Here is a 14,769-nt window from a genome sequence, read left to right on the forward strand (position 1 = left end):
TTTCCTTTTTCTCCTTCTTTAGATTTTTTCTCCAATTATTCGCCATTATCTAAACAAATTCCTTTTCTATTTGGCCACGAAATCTGAGCATTGGACGGTTATTTTATGTGAGTAGAAACACTTGGGATTCAGGCACGTATTCATGATCTCCGGCATTTTCACGCCACTTTTCTTTTAGCGGCCGGCGTTCCCGCAAAAATAATTTCCGAAAGTTTGGGACATTCGGATATCCGTATTACTCTGGATATTTATTCCCATGTTCTTCCAGAATCCCATCGTTCTGCCGCCGAAATTGTTGACAACCTCTGGAATAAAGGTAAATAAGCTGGTCAAAAAAATTCTTTAGCAATCCTTTAGCAATCATACAATTAAGTGCTCCTGGTAAAAATAGTAAAGCCCCGCAATCTTTGCGGGGCTTTAGTTTCAATGGTCGGGTTGGCGGGACTTGAACCCACGGCCTCCACATCCCGAATGTGGCGCGCTACCAAACTGCGCTACAACCCGTTGTCGCTATTATATTATGCATCATTTTTTTTTGTTAGTCAAGAATATTTGATAAATAATTTAAGAAATTTGCCGGAATATTTTTTCTTATGCAAGTCCATCCGTAAGTTAAAATTAAATAATACACAGCTGCGCCAAAAATTGAAATTACTGTTAAGTATCCAATACTATTTATTTTATAACTTAGGATATAAATAAATTTAAAGTACTTTAAATAAGCTAATAAGTATAAAAATATTCCTCCGCTACCAATAATAAGGGTTAAGATTTTTAAAGAAAGTTTACCATCACCTATTGCCAGTAAGAGTGGCATAAGTAGGTAAAGCAAGAAATATTTTAAAGCAACTATAGGATTAAGAAATAATACCGCTAAAATAGTTAATATCAGCACGTAAAGAAATGCCTGGCGCTTTCCTAAAAAATTGCTGCAAAATAACACCAAAAAACCAACACCAATGCCTATTACCCTTGGAGCGATGTGAAAATATTCTGCAACAAATGTTGCTAAAAAAGCCAAACTTCCAAGAAAAGTTGCCATAAGATCTTTCTTTAACAGCACGAAATGAAATCTCCTCCCATGCATTCGCAGCAGGTGTCTAACAAGCAGGCACCACACGCCACATCACATAAAGAAAGACCTTCTCTGCGGTAGCCACGGGGATGATGGGGATAATAATTAAAAATTTTATCTTGAAGAAATGGTTCTGCTTTTTCAAAGGCCCGAAAAGCTTTTGAAAACTCACCAGCAAGATCGTATAAAATTCCCAATAAATACCAGTACTCACCGCTAAGGCCGTTTTTTAAATCCGCTGTTACGTATTTTATTTGTTCAGTTAGGGGCTTTTCCTTTATCTTTTCCCAGTAAAGTTCAAGATTTTTTGGTAAGTAGGCGCCAAGATTCAGGTAAGTTTCCATATTCATCCTCCCTTAGGGATAAGTTTTTTAAAAATAGCTCAATAGCTTTGATGTGACTATTTTGTAAGATAACTATCATTTCAGGAGCAAACCTGTTATTTAAATCAAATAAGTACTTTTTTATTATTTCCAAATGGCGGTACAAGACGAAATTAATTTCGTAAAAAGTTTTTCCGTACCTTTTATTTTTCAAATCCGGATAAGCTGCTAATATTGCATTAAATCTGCGTAAAATTATATCCTTTTTAAAATCGCTTAGGGCATCAACTAAATAAATATAGCGTCCAATAAAATAAGAAAGATTATAAGCAGCAAAAATTTTATCGAAAGAAACATGACGTTCGACCAATGTATCTGCCGTAATTATACCCAAAAGAACTCCCGAAATTTCTCCATAGTATTCTAGGGTCTGTAATTTATTTTTTTCTCTAAGATGTTGTTCGTGTAAAAGAGAGTCAAATAAATTCCGGGCAACAATATGCTTTATTGGTAGGTCCTGCAAAAAGTCGATTAACTTTAAGCGCATAAAAAGTTTTGTGTAATATGCTGCTTTTACGATGCCAAAAGTAGGTTTATTATAACGAAATTTCTTTTTTACAGTATACGGGCAAAAAAAACTAACCACGTTAGGATTTTCATCAAAAAAAGAATCTATAAAAAGTGCCCAGAAGGTGAAATCGTAATTGTTGAATAGTTTAAAGCCTTCGAATTTTGAGCCTAATTCTTTACAGAGGGTACAATAAGTAGCCTTGAATTTTAACCCGAATTCAGTTTCTGCAAGGTTTTTGGGAAGTTTAAAGAAACCAAACATATATTTTTATATCCCGCCTGTCAAGTAGTTTACCGTTTTTATGCCCAGAACATATAAATCTACGGTTTTCAAGTAAGATAAGCAAACCTGGTCAAACAAAACTTGACTTTTTTTGTTATCCCACTTAATTACAGCAAGAGGAAGCCTGGGTAAAGGGTAAATTTGGTAAGACTCCGAACCAAAGGCTAATTTTACGGCATTTAAAGAACTTAATCTTTCGGGTAAAAACGCCTTTTCAGCCAGAGGCTTTAAGGCTTCATAAATAAATGGCTGGTAATGGTGCATTCCTTCCGGCAAATCTAAAAAGGAAAGCCACCTATTTTTTGGAGGAAAACCACTTGCCTGATAAAAATACCGAATTATTAAAGTTTTATCAAACTCATCAAGTTTTAAAGAACTAAAAGTAAAGCGGGTTAAATCAAAATAAATATTTTGCCCTAAGTATTTAAGATAAATCTTATCACCGCAAAGCTTTCCCCCGGTACGTTCGGCGATACGATGCCTTCCCGCATAAAAGATAAATTCTTTGAGAGCGTTTTTAAAGGGGCTCAAGTTAACCCCTCCTGGTGATAAGAATGTAGAAAAACAAGATAAAAAATATTAAAAGCCAGACCAGAAAGGTATAATTGTTAGTTTGCAGCGAAAGTTTTATGTTTTTTTCCCGAGCTTTTGCATTTAATAAACGGTAAAAGTCGAAAGAGCCCAATGCTTTAATTACAGTGGAATTTAAAGTGTTTATAACCCCTTTATTGTCAAGAACTTCTGACACTATTGCATTTAAATATTTCTCCCGCATTGCCGGATTGGCTTTAAATAAATTTTGGAGATCCTTCCGCAATGCTTTAAGCTCCGGCTCAATTTCTTGAAAATATTTTCGCCGTTCTTCCCGGGTTAAGGAATTAAGTGGCTTTAATAAAATTTTTTCAGAAGCTTTAAAAACAATTTTATCCTGTTTGAGCATTTCCAGTACTTTGCTTTCCATTTCCTTCCCTCATTATTTAATTTATTCGGTTTAAAAATTAAAACTCCTTTTTTTATAAAAAAATCCGCTAAAAATTAGCGGATTTTTAGCATATCTAAGATAAAGTTTGGTAATGCAAAGCAAGCATTATGGATTTCTTCATTGTAGTATTTAGTAGGAAACGTAATGTTGGGAGTTGTTTCTTTAGGATTATAAACTTTTGAAGCAACGGTAAAAGCAAAGAAACCACTAATATATGACGGAACGGGAGCTAAGGCGACATTTACCTTGGGAAAAATATCTCGCAAAGTAGTTACGATTTTAACGAAAATATCGGGGTAGAAATTGGGCGATTCCGATTGAACCGCAGCTATTCCGTCAGCAGTTAAAGCATCAAAAAGGGAACGGTAAAATTCTTCACTGTATAAAACCACTGCAGGTCCCACGGGGTCTGAGGCATCCACAAAGATCAGGTCGTAATAATTTTTTATTTTTTTAACGTAACGGATACCATCATCAATAATAACTTCAACCCGGGGATCATTAAAACTTTCACTTAAAGATGGTAAGAATTGCTTTGAAGCTTTGATAACCTCTTCATCTATTTCAACTAAATCAACTTTTTCAATAGTTTTATGTTTTAATACTTCTCTTAAAGTGCCTCCGTCACCACCTCCTATAATCAGGGCCCGACGGGGAGACTTATGGGTAAAAGCTGCAGGATGAACTAACATTTCATGGTAAACATATTCATCTTTTTCTGTGGTCTGAACCGCATCATCTAAAATTAAGGATCTACCGAATTCAGCAAATTCAACAATTGCCAGGTTTTGATACGGGGTTTTTTTCTGATATAATATATCAGAAACCCTCCAACCAACTTGATAATTTTCATTGTGTTTTTCAATATACCACATTTGCAAAACACCTCCAAATTAAATATTTTTTAATTAGGAAGGAGTATCTAAAATGGCTACAATAGGCTTTGTAGGACCCAGCGGTACAGGAAAAAGTCATAGAGCTGCTTTAATTGCTTTTGAAAATAATTGTCAAATTATTATCGACGATGGCTTAATAATTAAAGGTCAAAAAATTTTAGGAGGAATTTCGGCAAAAAAGCAAATATCAAAAATTGCTGCTATTCGCACCGCTTTATTTCAGGATACTTTTCACCGGGAAATGGCAAAAAAAATCCTGGAAAACTACCAATCGGAAAATATTTTAGTTTTAGGAACATCCAAGGATATGGTCGAAAAAATATGTGAAAATTTATCCCTCGAAAAACCCGAAAGGTTTATTTACATAAATGAAGTCGCATCACCCGATGAAATAAAAATTGCCCGTTTTCACCGTTCGCGCCTTGGAAAACACGTTATACCGGTACCTGCCTTTGAAGTAAAAAAATCTTTTCCAGCAATATTTTTTGAACCAGTAAAAATTTATTTTAAAAGAGGAAAAAAAGTAAAGACTGTTTTCGATAAAACAATAGTTAAACCGTTTTACAACGAATTGGGTAAATTGTCGATTGCGGAAGAAGCGTTAGAAAAAATTTTAGCTTTTATTTTATCCCAAAATAAACCTGTAAAAAAGGTTTTAAACATTGATCTAACTTATTCATACGGACTGTTAGCCGTAACGGTGGAAGTAGCTGTGGAAAAAAGTTCAGATATCCCCCAGCAAATTAAAAAATTTATACCACACGTTATCAAGGAATTTGAAGGACAAACCGGTATTGAAATTGTTAAGTTAGATGTAATTGTCAAAAAGATTATTATTTAACTTCAATTAACTTGTATTTTCGGGAGCCAAGACCTATTGCTTCCCCATAAATCAACTGTTTCTCCCAGTTAATTGAAGGCTTGTTAGCTTTAATCTTATCAACCCCCGGAGCTAATTTACCTATAACGGAGTTCTCAATAGACCCAGCATTATTCACTAAATCTACGGCTGCTTGGTCAATAGCTATGGGATCAAAGGAAGCTAAAATACCTATATCTGGCACCAAGGGAACATCATTCCAACTGCAGCAATCGCAATCCGGGGAAATGTCAGTTAAAAAAGTAATAAAAGCAGCTTTTCCTTTTTTGTCTTTTAAAACGCCATAGGTGTATTCAACAATTTTTTCCTGAATAACATCATTTTCATCTTTCCAGTTAATTTTTATGGCATGGTAATTGCAGGTTACGGTACATTCACCGCAACCTATGCAGAGCTCATAGTTTATGACGGCTTTGCCGTTTTCATACGAAATGGCTTGAGCCGGACACCAGCGGGCACATTTTCGGCAGCCGGTACAGATTTCCGCATTAACTTCCGGCAGCAGATCGGAGTGCATTTGCTGTTTTCCCGAACGGCTTCCCAAACCCATTCCTATATTTTTCAGGGTTCCGCCAAAACCGGTAGCTTCGTGGCCCTTAAAATGGGTTACAGCAATTAGGGCATCGGCTAAGACGGCAGCACTTCCAATGTTTACTTCTTTAAAATGTTTTAAATTAACTGGCACTTTTATGTAATCTTTTCCGGTAAGACCATCGGCAATTATTAAGGGAGCACCCACTACAGCATAGTCAAAACCATTTTCAATAGCAGTTTCCAGGTGATCGACGGCATTGGCCCTGCTCCCGACATACAAGGTATTGGCATCGGTCAGAAAGGGTTTTCCTTTTTTGGCTTTAACTTTGTTAACTATTCTCCTGATAAATTGAGGTCTAATATAAGCGGTATTTCCCCTTTCGCCAAAATGAAGCTTAATTGCCACTAAATCATTTGGTGCTACAATATCCATTAACCCGCTCCGGTCAATCAAGCGTTCCAGTTTTTCCAGTAAACTTGCTCCTTTCTGGGCACGCACATTCACAAAATAAACTTCGGAACTCATAAATCTCCCCCTTCGTTTAATGCCATTTTCCTGACTTAAAAATTAAATAAATTAAATAACCGGCGGCAAGTATTGATAATATGTAGGTGGCAGTCCCTAAAGTTTGCAAAAGCCGGCCATCGGCAGCCACAATTAAACCTGAAGCAATAAGTAATGAAGAAATTATTAACCCAAAAGTGATTCTCATTGAAGTCCTGTCCAAAGCTTTGATGAAGATTTCTAATCCGGCATGCCGAAAAATTACCTGGAAGGTTCCCTCATCAAACTTTTTTAAGATTGAAAAGAAAAGCAACGGTAATTTTCCCTTAATTTCCAAGTGCCTGTATAAATTTAAAGCTATATCGGACGGTGCCAATGTGTTTAAGGTAGTTTTTATTAAAGCTTCTTCGCCATATTTTTTAGCGATTTCAAAAAAATTAAAACGCGTTCCCAGGGAAATAGCAGTACTTTCCAGAGTTAACGCAGCTTTACCGATATAAACAAGATTTACCGGCAAATTAATACCATACTTGATACTAATTTTAATAATATCAAGAATTAGCTTTCCCGCCAAGACCTCTCCCTTACCCACTTCCGAAACGAGTTCAAGTAACTTGTACATTTCCTGGTAAAAAGTAAACTCATCAATTTCTCCCCGGTATTGTCCCAGGCGAAAAATTAAATTAATTACTCCATTTAAATTTTTTTCACATAAATAAATAAATAGTTCGGCCAGGATTTCAACGGTGCTCGGGTCTACAAAACCAACAGCACCCAAGTCCAAAAAGCAAAGCTTTTTATTTTTGGTAAAAATAATATTACCCGGATGAGGGTCTGCATGAAATATCCTTTCCCAAAATAAAAGACGGCAAAAGTTATGGATTAGCTTTTCTCCTAAGGTTGGGTAATATACCTTTTGCTCTAAAAAATTTTTTAAAAGATTGCCGTCCACGTACTCCATTACTAAAACATTCCGTCCCGATAATTCCTTAAATGCTTTCGGAATTATCAGGTCTTCATAATTTTTAAGAGCCCTGTGAAATATTTTTAAGTTTTGCAGTTCGTTTAAAAAATCTAATTCTTCTTTAAGTTTGATTTCAAATAGATTGAAAATCTTGGTCAAATCGAAATGGGAAATAAATCCTAAAGCTCTTAATTGTGGTAGTAAATACTTTTTGATAACTTCCAAATCGGTTTTTATAGTTTCTTCTATATCTGGCCTTTTAATTTTAAGAACAACTTTTTCCCCACTTTTTAAAATTCCGAAATAAACCTGAGCAATTGATGCACTGGCTATAGGTCGGGGGTCAATTTCCTTAAAGTTAGCAAAGTAATTTACCGCAAAAGTTTCTTCAATAAATTTTTTGCACACCGTAAAGGAAACCGCTGGTACGTTATCCTGTAAATTACGAAGTACTGTTATAAACCTTTCGTCTACCAGGTCAGGGCGCGTACTTAAAAACTGCCCAAATTTTATAAACGTAGGGCCTAAATCGGTGAAAAGTTGTAAGACCTGGGAATCCGTTAATACAACTTGTTTTTGTAACTTGTTTTTCAGGACCGTTAGCCCATATTTACTTAAAACCCGAAGAATTTCTCCAAGCCTTTGGGATTCTTGCATGTCAATCAGCCCGTTGTTTTTTTTTAAACAGTAATAGTTTTCCCTAATTATTTTTCTACATTCCTCCGGTTTTCCTTAGGCGAATATCTAAATCCACCGGTAGCCAGTAGTGATGGCAAAGCTCAAAAATGCGCGAAGTGGTTCTTTCTCCTAAGTAATTTTCTAAATCTTCAAGACTTATATTTGTGGTTATTACTACCGGTAATTGATAGTACAACCGGTGATTTATTATTAAATACAAAGTATTTTTTGTCCATTCGGTATAATTATGAGCACCCAAATCATCTAAAATTAATAGTTCGGTGGATAACGCTTTTTCAATTAAGTAACCATCGTTTTCATCACCAAAGCTTTGCTTAATTTTTTCTAAGTATTCAGGTACAACTACAAATAAAACATCTTTCCCTGCTTTAAGCGCTTCATTGGCAATTATCGCTGCTAAAAGCGTTTTCCCACTCCCCACCGGTCCAGAAAAATACAATCCTTTTACCGGTTGATTGGTGGTAAGAAGTTTAACAAAATTTATAGCAGCCTTTAAAGCCCTTTGGGCACTTTCGTAATAGGAAATGTTTCTCTCGCGGTCGATGTGATATTTTGAATAATAGCTCAAATCAAAATCAGCAAAAGTCATATTCCGGTATAATGGTGGAATAAAACTTTTTTCCTGCTTTAAGCTTAAATCTTTTTTGCTAAGGCATTGGCATTTTTCATATTCTCCCTTTTCATTTAAAATTAGCCCACGATCCTGGCAAATTAAACATTTTGGCATTTAAATCACCTAACTTAAATAAAGTTTTTTAATTAGCTCCTTCTTTTTCTCGTCCATGTCATTATTTTCATTTTTACTGGCTTTAGCAGTCTTCTTTTTCTTCATTTGCTCTTCAAAGTTATTAACTTCTTCAATAGTTTTAATATTATTACTTTCCCAGCGGTAAAGAATAGCATCAATATACCGAAAACTTTTTTTATTTAAAATTACTGCCCTTTTTAAGGCCTCGTAGATTAATTCTTCTGAGTATTTTTTTTGATTTAACCAGTTATCAATAAGTTCAATTTCAATAGGAGATAGTCCTCTTCCAAATTCCCGGCTAAAAACCTCTACCACTCTTGCCGCAGAATCTACGCTACCTTTTTCTAAAGGCCTATTGTTTACTTCATTTAAAACTTTTTGGGCAGCCCATAGATCGGTTAATTTTTCGAAAAGAGGAATGTAATCAATTGTTTCTACATATTTTCCAGATTTTTCATCAAATTTCTTGCTCACAGAAATAATGCCTTTTTTTATTAACTCGCGATAATTCTTTTTAATTTCTCCTAAATCCTCTCCTAAGCTTTTGGCTAAAAACTCAGCCGAAGGTAATAAGTTTCCTTCATTATTAAAACTCATCAGTTGAAGTAAAAATACCAATTCTTTTTCCGTTAAATTTAGATGCCGGTAATTTTTTAATAAAAAAACGGGAACACTTAGCAATCCTTGATTAAATAGCTCAGCTAAAAACAAAGTTAACCCGCTCATCAGAAGTCCTCCCAAATTACCCATTTGCCTCTTGCCAACGAAACCGGCTTTAAATTATATTTTTTAAGAAGTTCTAACGCTTTTTGGCTTTCATAACCAAGCTCCGAAAGGGTATGGGCATCGGACCCAATTACAAATTTATCGATACCTGCCAAGAGCAATTTTTCAAAATAAAATTGATGAGGATGAATGAAATTATGACCGCGCCTGAGCGCCGAGGTGTTGAATTCAATAATTTGACCTTTTTGCTTGATCAAATAGAAAATATCCCTAATTTTTTCATCAAAAACCAACAATTTTTCGAGCTCAAAAAAATTAAGCCCGTATCGCAAAAATAAATCCAAATGCCCTATAACTTCAAATAACCCGGATTTAACAAGGTTTTCAAGCCGCACAAAATATTTATTAATGATTTCTTCAGCCGAATACCGAACAAACAATTGATATGCTTCTTTTTTTGAAGAAATAGCAAGATGATCTAAGGTATGAATGGAACCTATTAAAAAGTCAAAGGGGTACTTTTCTTTTAATTTGCTAATTTTTTCTTCAATTCCTTCAAAATATCCTACCTCTAACCCAATTTTTATAGCTAAGCGGTCTTTATATTCTTCTTTTAACTTTTCTATTTCGGCAAAATAGAACTTTAACCATTCATCAACTTCCATAGGTCGTATCTCGCCGTTTACTCTTACAAACCAATCCAGGTGCCTTCTTTCTGGCTCTGCCTCAAAATGCGTTGTAAAGGCAATTTCTTTAAGATTTAGGGCAAGAGCTCTTTCGCAGTAATCTTTTAGCGGACAATCGGCTGCATCTATTGAGTAACCGGGGTGTATATGGTAATCCTGCAATCCTACCCCTCCAATCTCGCAATAATAATATATCAGAAAATCAGGAAGTTTAAAAGAAAAAAGCCTGAAGTTTAAACTTCAGGCCGTGGAAGCAGTCCAGCTCTTTCCACAATAACCGGAACAATATCTTCCCAGGCAATTGCCATGATATGAACCCCAGCAACGCCTTTAACATTCTTTAAGTGTTCAATCATTTCAACGGCAATTTTTACCCCTTCTTCTTTTTGGTCTTCGGCTTTCTCCATCCGTTCTATTATATGGTCAGGCATTATCATTCCGGCAACGTTTTTCATATACTTAGCAGCTTTCGCTGATTTTAATGGCGTAATGCCTGCTAAAATATACGCCCTTTCGTGGAGCCCTCTTTCTCTAACCATTTCCATAAATCTTTCAAATCTTTCCATATCAAAGATACACTGGGTTTGAATAAACTGGGCCCCCGCTTCTATTTTTTTCTCAAGGCGTAAAACTCGAAACTCAAAGGGATCACCAAAAGGATTTTCTACGGCTCCAATGAAAAAGCGCGGTTCATGTTCTTTAATTGGTTCACCGGATAAAAATTGTTTTTCATCTCTTAATTTTTTGATAGTTTGAATTAACTGGATCGAATCCAAATCGTAGACGTTTTTAGCAGTAGGATGGTTACCGAATGATTGGTGGTCCCCGGTCAGGGCCAAAACATTGCGTATTCCAAGACTATACGCTCCTAATAAGTCCGATTGAAGCCCAATGCGATTTCTATCCCGGCAGGTCATTTGAATGATTGGTTCAACTCCCTCGGATAATACATGAAAACCAGCGGCAATACTGGATAATCTAACCACCGCCGTTTGGTTATCGGTTAAGTTTGCTCCATCAATGTAATTCTTTAAGTTACGAGCATGTTTGCGTACTACTTCTCCGTTACTGTTTTTGGGAGGTCCAATTTCTGCCGTAACCACAAAATGACCTTCGGCAAATAATTTTTCCAGGCGGCTTTCCGTTATCATAACCGGACCTCCTCCTTAATTACTTTCCTGGGGCCACCATCCCGGGCTTTAGACCAATCTTTGGGTGGTTGAATCTTAAGGATTAGGTCAAGGCTATTTAAACTTTTTAGCCGATCATAAATCAACTGCCAAGCACAGTCGATTTCACTGGAAACCTCGCATTTGCCGTTCTGCGAGCCACCACAAGGACCATTTAACAAGCTCTTAGAACAACGGATTACCGGACATACCCCACCAGTTAGGTGTAAAATACATTCTCCGCAAAGGCCACATCTTTCTCCCCAAACTCCCAACTCTAAATTTGCTCCAGCAAACTTTGTATTTAGAGCAGGATAAACCCATTTACCAGGATAGTTCTCGGCCATAAATTGAACTCCGACACCGCAAGCGGTTGATAAAACAGCATCGACTTTGGCAACTTCTTCCGCAACGGACTTAACATATTCTGGATCGCACTGCCGGGTAATAGTGGTGGTAATAGTTTTAAACGGTTTGTTTTCTTTTTGGAAGTAAAGCCGCAGGGTCGTAGCGAGCTGTTCTGCTTCTTTCTCACCCCCGGCCAAACATACCGTAACGCAACCGCCGCATCCCAAGACTAAAATACTTTCATGCTTTTCCACCATCTTAATTATTTCTTCGAGCGGTTTTCTTTCAGCAACAATCAAGGTTTGGTCACCCTTTCCTCAGGTAATTAAATCGTACTTAAGATGTTTTTCAGACTATCAACATCTCCCGGCTTTAAGCCGTAAAAAGCAATGGTTGCTCTGTCATAACCGATTTCCTTTAAAATCTTGACCGCCTCTTCTACTCGTTTTTGTGCCCTTTGACTACCTTTTAAAAAGCGGCAATCATTACCGGTTCCGCCTAAAACAAATACCTTTTCAAAACCATTTTCTACCGCTTCTAATAACATATTTACTGATATGGTGCCGGTACAGGGGAGATCGGTAAGAACAATGTTATCCGGTAAATGGACTTTATATTGACTTAACAAATCAAAAGTTAAGTAGGAACAGTATGAACACTGATAAATTAAAACTTTAGCTGTCATTATTTACCCTCCCCTGCTAATACCCTTATTTCAGCCAATACCCCGTGATGGGGACGATTGTTCTGAACAATTGCTTTGTTAGGACATTCGGAAGCACATATACCGCAGCCCTGGCAGGAAATTGGATCGATATATGCAACGTTTTTGCCATTAATCACTACTGGAACCGAGTATGGGCAAACCCGAACACAGGTTAGGCAGGCAGCGCACTTTTCTTCAATAACTTCACTGTAATTGATTTTTAACTGGGAATTTTGTAATTGATTTAGATAAGTCAACACATTTTTTGCGGTGTTTTGAGCAGAATAGAGGATTTCCCTTACAGTTTTGGGTCCTTGAGCTTCACCGGCCACAAAGACTCCCCATTTGGGGAAGTAACCTCCAGAAATATCCTGGTGGGATTCCCGTAAAAATCCAAATTCATCAAGCCCAACTTTGAACAATTCGGCCAGCTTTTCATTTTCCTTATTGGGAATAGCCCCTTCGGCTAAAACCAGTAAATCAAGGACAACATCGTCTAAATAGTTCTCGTTGGTAACAACTTGAATTTTACCGGCGGTAGATTTAATTTCCGGATATTGACCGCGATTATAAACCACAAACTTAATTCCTAACTCTCTTGCTTTTAAGTACTTGTATTCATATTTACCGTAAGCCATTATATCCTGATGAAAGATAAAGACATCCTTTTCCGGAAACTTTTCTTTAATAAAGATTGCCGCATCTAAACTTGAAACGCAACAATTGCGACTGCAAATGGGGTTTAAATCATTTCGACTACCGGCACATTGCAAAAAACCAATTGAGTCACATTGCGAAAGCAAGTCCGCCGAGGAAAATAAGTCTTCCTGGAAGATAACTTGCGAAGTTTTTTTATAGCGGCCGTAACTCTTTTGCGTTCCGGTTGCTAAAATGACGGCAGCAGCGTTGATGTTCAAACGCTTACCAAAGCGTTCAATAATTAATTGATAATTACCTGGCCCACCTGAGACTTCCACAATTTCTGCATTTTTTAGTAAAAGAGCCCCGCGGTTTTCTAATTTTAAAAGGATTTTTTCAATAAACTCCTTTAAATTAATTCCCTCTAAGGGTATGACTTTATTTTTATGCTTACCGCCAAAGGAATCTTGTTTTTCAACAACTGTTACCGAAACGCCTTTTTCGGTTAGTGCTTCCGCTACTTTTAACCCTGCAAGACCACCGCCTATTACAACTACATCAAAGTTGATATCATTTTTCACCTTAAGTGCCGGGTTAGTGCTGAATTTTAGGCGAGCTAAAGTTCCTGCTACCAATTTTGGCGCGATAGCTTTAAACTTTTCCTTGCCGTATAAAGCGTACCCCTGTTCTTTCAGGTTAACCACTTCAAACCTTGTACCGATTGATTCCTCATAAGCTAACTTTTCCAACCCGGGCAAAATTTTTATCTTGCTACAACCGGCAAAAACTGCATTGCCAATTTGGTTGTCGAGTAAGAAACTTCTTACTTTGCCCAGCTCGTCTTCATTCAAACAGTCGGAAATAGTAATATTTGGTAAATCTGCTGCTGTACCTTTTAGCTCATCAACCGGCAATGACCCTCGACAATTACAGAAAATAATACCGGTGTTGGTAAAATATTTAATTTCCCTGGGGCTTTGGACATTTTCTTTTAAATTTATTTCCGGAAAAGTTGCAGAACCTGCGGAGACCATGCTGTCTGCGCCATCCATTGGATTTAAGAACGAACCGGCAAAGTATATTCCCGGTCGAATTTGATGGGGATTTTCCGGTGTACCGTAAAATTCCAGGAGCTCATTTTCGGCAATGTTGAGACTGGCCAAAAGAGTTTTAATATTTGGGCTTATTTCTGCTCCCTGTGCTAAAACTACCAAATCAAAAAGTTCATCTTTAAAACGTCCATTGTTTAAATAACGAATAATCGGCTTATAGCTTTTTGGTTCTTCTTTTATAGCCGAAATCATGTTGCGAATAAAACTTACATTATTTTCGACCGCTCTCTGATATAACTTTTCAGCACCCTTATTGTAAAGCCTTAAGTCCAAATAAAAGACCTTGACAACGGTATCAGGCAAAACTTTTTTCAGAAGGTCAATTTCTTTTAAACTATATAAACAACAAAAGCCAGAGCAATAAGGCTTTCCAGCCCCAATTCCGTTATTTCGGGAACCTACACACTGGATAAACGCCACTTTTTCCGGTGGATTCTTTTTTATTTCTCCAGTTTTTAGTAAATTCTCTAATTCTAAGCCCGTTAAGACAAAATTATTTATCCCGTACAAGTATTCGGCTCTTTCTTCAGGATTAAAGGGCACAAAGCCAGGGGTAAAATACACTCCATCAAAAACTTTGGTGTAGTTTTCCTTAGGAGCGATAATTTCGGTATAAAATTTTCCCTTTTCTTCATTAATCACCGAAACCTTTGAACCATAAAGGACCTTTACCCGTTTGGAAGCCATCAGACTTACTGCTTTGCTGGTAAACAAATAATCTCCGGGATGGTAGGTTCCGCTAAAATAAGCAAGGTTTATTCCCGGTTCCAAAGGTTTTTGGCTGTTAAACTTTCCTCCCGGCATGGCTGATTCTTCTACCAGCCAAACTTCATGCCCATTTTCTTCTAAATCCTGGGCTATTTGTAATCCCACTGCGCCGGCACCGATTACCAGATAGCTTTTTGTCATATAAACCTCCCCACC

General features: G+C 36.9%; 17 protein-coding genes and 1 tRNA gene. 2 read left to right on the top strand and 16 right to left on the bottom strand.

The annotated features are described in order from the left end of the window. Positions 1-138 precede the first annotated feature (138 nt). Positions 139-324 carry a tyrosine-type recombinase/integrase gene (locus CARFE_RS15920; protein ID WP_322785334.1) on the top strand — a complete coding sequence of 62 codons (186 nt, stop codon included), beginning with the start codon at positions 139-141 and terminating at the stop codon, positions 322-324. 103 nt (positions 325-427) lie between these two features. On the opposite strand, the gene CARFE_RS0106195 is transcribed toward CARFE_RS15920, so the two are convergent. The 7 genes from CARFE_RS0106195 to speE form a co-directional block, all read right to left on the bottom strand. Further along, positions 428-504 (bottom strand) — tRNA-Pro (locus CARFE_RS0106195). 34 nt (positions 505-538) lie between these two features. Further along, positions 539-1,063 (bottom strand): hypothetical protein, encoded by a 525-nt coding sequence (locus tag CARFE_RS0106200; RefSeq protein ID WP_028052127.1) that lies wholly within the window; start codon positions 1,061-1,063, stop codon positions 539-541. After that, the gene (locus CARFE_RS0106205; RefSeq protein ID WP_028052128.1) at positions 1,054-1,419 is read right to left on the bottom strand and encodes a tetratricopeptide repeat protein; all 366 of its coding nucleotides are present in this window, start codon (positions 1,417-1,419) and stop codon (positions 1,054-1,056) included. The genes CARFE_RS0106200 and CARFE_RS0106205 overlap by 10 nt, the downstream gene beginning before the upstream one ends. Then, positions 1,373-2,230 carry a DUF5685 family protein gene (locus CARFE_RS0106210; RefSeq protein WP_028052129.1) on the bottom strand — a complete coding sequence of 286 codons (858 nt, stop codon included), beginning with the start codon at positions 2,228-2,230 and terminating at the stop codon, positions 1,373-1,375. Before CARFE_RS0106210 ends, CARFE_RS0106205 begins: the two co-directional genes overlap by 47 nt. 6 nt (positions 2,231-2,236) lie before the next feature. Then, a complete protein-coding gene (locus CARFE_RS0106215) occupies positions 2,237-2,782 on the bottom strand; it encodes a DUF3786 domain-containing protein (RefSeq protein WP_028052130.1) in 546 nt (181 codons plus the stop codon). 1 nt (position 2,783) lies between these two features. Beyond that, positions 2,784-3,212 carry a hypothetical protein gene (locus CARFE_RS0106220; RefSeq protein ID WP_028052131.1) on the bottom strand — a complete coding sequence of 143 codons (429 nt, stop codon included), beginning with the start codon at positions 3,210-3,212 and terminating at the stop codon, positions 2,784-2,786. 74 nt (positions 3,213-3,286) lie between these two features. After that, positions 3,287-4,108, bottom strand: a complete 822-nt coding sequence (gene speE / locus CARFE_RS0106225; RefSeq protein WP_051250197.1) for a polyamine aminopropyltransferase — start codon at positions 4,106-4,108, stop codon at positions 3,287-3,289. 52 nt (positions 4,109-4,160) lie between these two features. On the opposite strand from speE, the gene CARFE_RS0106230 reads away from it, so the two are divergent. Further along, positions 4,161-4,970, top strand: a complete 810-nt coding sequence (locus CARFE_RS0106230; RefSeq protein ID WP_028052133.1) for a hypothetical protein — start codon at positions 4,161-4,163, stop codon at positions 4,968-4,970. On the opposite strand, the gene CARFE_RS0106235 is transcribed toward CARFE_RS0106230, so the two are convergent. From CARFE_RS0106235 to CARFE_RS0106275, 9 genes are all read right to left on the bottom strand, one after another. Further along, positions 4,963-6,069, bottom strand: a complete 1,107-nt coding sequence (locus CARFE_RS0106235) for a DUF362 domain-containing protein (protein ID WP_011344152.1) — start codon at positions 6,067-6,069, stop codon at positions 4,963-4,965. The genes CARFE_RS0106230 and CARFE_RS0106235 overlap by 8 nt on opposite strands. A gap of 16 nt (positions 6,070-6,085) precedes the next feature. Then, positions 6,086-7,669, bottom strand: a complete 1,584-nt coding sequence (locus CARFE_RS0106240) for an ABC1 kinase family protein (protein ID WP_028052134.1) — start codon at positions 7,667-7,669, stop codon at positions 6,086-6,088. A gap of 55 nt (positions 7,670-7,724) precedes the next feature. Further along, positions 7,725-8,438, bottom strand: a complete 714-nt coding sequence (locus CARFE_RS14500; RefSeq protein ID WP_034541775.1) for an ATP-binding protein — start codon at positions 8,436-8,438, stop codon at positions 7,725-7,727. Positions 8,439-8,447: 9 nt separating this feature from the next. Next, positions 8,448-9,185 (bottom strand): DnaD domain protein, encoded by a 738-nt coding sequence (locus CARFE_RS14505; protein WP_051250198.1) that lies wholly within the window; start codon positions 9,183-9,185, stop codon positions 8,448-8,450. After that, positions 9,185-10,033 (bottom strand): histidinol-phosphatase, encoded by an 849-nt coding sequence (locus CARFE_RS14510; RefSeq protein ID WP_051250199.1) that lies wholly within the window; start codon positions 10,031-10,033, stop codon positions 9,185-9,187. The genes CARFE_RS14505 and CARFE_RS14510 overlap by 1 nt, the downstream gene beginning before the upstream one ends. A gap of 71 nt (positions 10,034-10,104) precedes the next feature. Then, positions 10,105-11,022, bottom strand: coding sequence for a methylenetetrahydrofolate reductase (locus tag CARFE_RS0106260; RefSeq protein ID WP_028052135.1), 918 nt, complete (start codon positions 11,020-11,022; stop codon positions 10,105-10,107). Next, positions 11,019-11,687, bottom strand: coding sequence for a methylenetetrahydrofolate reductase C-terminal domain-containing protein (locus tag CARFE_RS0106265; RefSeq protein WP_011344146.1), 669 nt, complete (start codon positions 11,685-11,687; stop codon positions 11,019-11,021). The genes CARFE_RS0106260 and CARFE_RS0106265 overlap by 4 nt, the downstream gene beginning before the upstream one ends. Positions 11,688-11,713: 26 nt before the next feature. Beyond that, positions 11,714-12,073, bottom strand: a complete 360-nt coding sequence (locus CARFE_RS14515; RefSeq protein WP_051250200.1) for a hydrogenase iron-sulfur subunit — start codon at positions 12,071-12,073, stop codon at positions 11,714-11,716. Continuing rightward, positions 12,073-14,754 (bottom strand): FAD-dependent oxidoreductase, encoded by a 2,682-nt coding sequence (locus CARFE_RS0106275; protein ID WP_028052136.1) that lies wholly within the window; start codon positions 14,752-14,754, stop codon positions 12,073-12,075. The genes CARFE_RS14515 and CARFE_RS0106275 overlap by 1 nt, the downstream gene beginning before the upstream one ends. Positions 14,755-14,769 lie beyond the last annotated feature (15 nt).

The organism is Carboxydothermus ferrireducens DSM 11255, assembly GCF_000427565.1.
In the GTDB taxonomy this organism is placed as follows: Bacteria; Bacillota; Z-2901; order Carboxydothermales; family Carboxydothermaceae; genus Carboxydothermus; species Carboxydothermus hydrogenoformans.

Bases quoted from the DNA above. Each gene is read 5' to 3' on its own strand.
- CARFE_RS0106220 (WP_028052131.1), bottom strand. From the start codon at position 3,212: ATGGAAAGCAAAGTACTGGAAATGCTCAAACAGGATAAAATTGTTTTT.
- CARFE_RS14500 (WP_034541775.1), bottom strand. From the start codon at position 8,438: ATGCCAAAATGTTTAATTTGCCAGGATCGTGGGCTAATTTTAAATGAA.
- CARFE_RS0106240 (WP_028052134.1), bottom strand. From the start codon at position 7,669: ATGCAAGAATCCCAAAGGCTTGGAGAAATTCTTCGGGTTTTAAGTAAA.
- CARFE_RS0106260 (WP_028052135.1), bottom strand. From the start codon at position 11,022: ATGATAACGGAAAGCCGCCTGGAAAAATTATTTGCCGAAGGTCATTTT.
- CARFE_RS14505 (WP_051250198.1), bottom strand. From the start codon at position 9,185: ATGAGCGGGTTAACTTTGTTTTTAGCTGAGCTATTTAATCAAGGATTG.
- CARFE_RS0106230 (WP_028052133.1), top strand. From the start codon at position 4,161: ATGGCTACAATAGGCTTTGTAGGACCCAGCGGTACAGGAAAAAGTCAT.
- CARFE_RS0106205 (WP_028052128.1), bottom strand. From the start codon at position 1,419: ATGGAAACTTACCTGAATCTTGGCGCCTACTTACCAAAAAATCTTGAA.
- speE (WP_051250197.1), bottom strand. From the start codon at position 4,108: ATGTGGTATATTGAAAAACACAATGAAAATTATCAAGTTGGTTGGAGG.
- CARFE_RS0106275 (WP_028052136.1), bottom strand. From the start codon at position 14,754: ATGACAAAAAGCTATCTGGTAATCGGTGCCGGCGCAGTGGGATTACAA.
- CARFE_RS14515 (WP_051250200.1), bottom strand. From the start codon at position 12,073: ATGACAGCTAAAGTTTTAATTTATCAGTGTTCATACTGTTCCTACTTA.
- CARFE_RS0106210 (WP_028052129.1), bottom strand. From the start codon at position 2,230: ATGTTTGGTTTCTTTAAACTTCCCAAAAACCTTGCAGAAACTGAATTC.
- CARFE_RS0106235 (WP_011344152.1), bottom strand. From the start codon at position 6,069: ATGAGTTCCGAAGTTTATTTTGTGAATGTGCGTGCCCAGAAAGGAGCA.